Origin of the sequence: Sphingopyxis sp., assembly GCF_019459305.1 — a bacterium.
Classification (GTDB): Bacteria; Pseudomonadota; Alphaproteobacteria; order Sphingomonadales; family Sphingomonadaceae; genus Sphingopyxis.
The window spans coordinates 1-1,652 of the sequence record NZ_JAIBES010000119.1; the positions used below are offsets into that span (position 1 = coordinate 1).

Consider the following 1,652-nt stretch of genomic DNA (forward strand, 5'->3'; position numbering starts at 1 on the left):
CCCCCCCCCCCCCCCCCCCCCCCCCCCCCCCCCCCCCCCCGCGACGAGGTGCGCGAGCGCAACCTTGGACGCATCGCGCGCCCGGCTGACCATCGATTCGCCGAAAAAGGCGCGGCCGAGCGAGACGCCGTAGAGGCCGCCGACCAGTTCGCCATCCTGCCAGCATTCGACGCTATGCGCGTGGCCGATCTGGAACAGCCGGTCGTAGCTCGCCTTGATCACTGGATTGATCCACGTCGTGGGCCGGTCGCGCGCGGGCTCGGCACACAGCGCGACCATGTCGGCAAAGGCGCGGTCGGTGGTGACATGAAAACGATTGGCGACGATCGTCTTTTTCAGGCTGTGCGACAGCCGGAAGCCATCTAATGGCAGGATCGCGCGCAGCCGCGGCTCAACCCAATGGACCGACGGGTCATCCGCCCCGTCGGCCATCGGGAAAATACCCTGCGCATAAGCACTGAGCAGCAGCGCAGGGTCGATGGACTCAAAATGCTTCAGGACGCGGGCTTCACGAACTTCAGCGTCATCCGGTCCGATTCGCCGATCGCGACATATTTGGCGCGGTCGGTTTCGCCTTCGCGCAGCGCCGGCGGCAGGGTCCAGACGCCCTTTTCATAATCCTTCGTATCCTTGGGATTGGCGTTGATCTCGCTGCGGCCCGCCAGCTTGAAGCCCGCGGCCTCGGCAAAGGCGATGATCGAGCTTTCCTTCATATAGCCCGATTTTTCTTCCTTCGCGGCATCGTCGCTTTCGTTCAGCCGGTGCTCGACGACGCCCAGCGTGCCGCCGGGCTTGAGCATCGCGAAAATCTGTTTGAAGGCATTGGCGGTGTTGTCGGCGCCGCCAAAGCGCCAGTTGTGGACGTTACGGAACGTCAGCACGACGTCGGCGCTGGCATCGGGGACTTTGGGGTTGGTCCCGGCATTGGGGAATTCGGCGAGCTGGATGCCGCCATAAAGGTCGGCGTTTGCGCCTTGCCATTCCTTGATGCGGTTGAGGCCGCGCTCCCAAGGCGCGGCAGCGTAGAGCGTGCCGCCACCTGCCTTTGCCAGTGGCGCGAGGATTTCGGTGTACCAGCCGCCGCCGGGCCACAGTTCGACCACCGTGTCACCGGGCTTGACGCCAAAGAAGGCGAGCGTTTCGGCGGGATGGCGATATTTGTCGCGCGCGAGGTTGGCGGGGGTGCGGGTCGGTGCGGCGACGGCCGCGGCGATCGCCTCTTGCTCCTTATGCGCGGCATGACCGCCGCCATGATGGTCGGCAAAGGCCACTGCGGGGACGGTGAGGGCAAGGGCAGTACTTGCAACAATCAATAACGGACGCATATGGGCAACCTCTCTCTTGGGGGAACGTCCCCCTGTTTGCGAAGGTGTGCGCCTCAATGCAAGGGTCGATGCTGATTGTCAGTGTTGCGGGCGCCGCGGTTGCCGTCGCCGCCGAGGTTGCCGACTATCGCCGCCGCAACCGGCCCGACGTCGACGCGGTCGGGTTCATGCCGTGGCGCGGGATCGCGCTGGTCGGAGTGGCGGTCGCGATTTTGGCGGCAGCGCTGGCGTTGAAGCCTTGATTTCACCGTCGCCCTCGCGAAGGCGGTGGCCGCAAGAGATGTAGTGCGAGGCCGACAGCGGCCCCCGCCTTCGCGGGCGCGACGA

General features: G+C 65.6%; 3 protein-coding genes. 1 reads left to right on the forward strand and 2 read right to left on the reverse strand.

Translation table 11 applies throughout. The features are described from left to right. The coding region (locus K0M74_RS13885; protein ID WP_293973522.1) for a leucyl/phenylalanyl-tRNA--protein transferase at positions 1 to 498 on the reverse strand (498 nt) is incomplete at its 3' end. After that, the gene (locus K0M74_RS13890; RefSeq protein ID WP_293973515.1) at positions 495 to 1,325 is read right to left on the reverse strand and encodes a methyltransferase domain-containing protein; all 831 of its coding nucleotides are present in this window, start codon (positions 1,323 to 1,325) and stop codon (positions 495 to 497) included. The genes K0M74_RS13890 and K0M74_RS13885, both read right to left, overlap by 4 nt. A 68-nt stretch (positions 1,326 to 1,393) precedes the next feature. On the opposite strand from K0M74_RS13890, the gene K0M74_RS13895 reads away from it, so the two are divergent. Beyond that, positions 1,394 to 1,567 (forward strand): hypothetical protein, encoded by a 174-nt coding sequence (locus K0M74_RS13895; protein WP_293973518.1) that lies wholly within the window; start codon positions 1,394 to 1,396, stop codon positions 1,565 to 1,567. Positions 1,568 to 1,652: the final 85 nt, after the last annotated feature.

What these genes read in the sequence shown, in the direction of transcription:
- K0M74_RS13890 (WP_293973515.1), bottom strand. Translation starts at nt 1,325, where the DNA reads ATGCGTCCGTTATTGATTGTTGCAAGTACTGCCCTTGCCCTCACCGTC.
- K0M74_RS13895 (WP_293973518.1), top strand. Translation starts at nt 1,394, where the DNA reads ATGCTGATTGTCAGTGTTGCGGGCGCCGCGGTTGCCGTCGCCGCCGAG.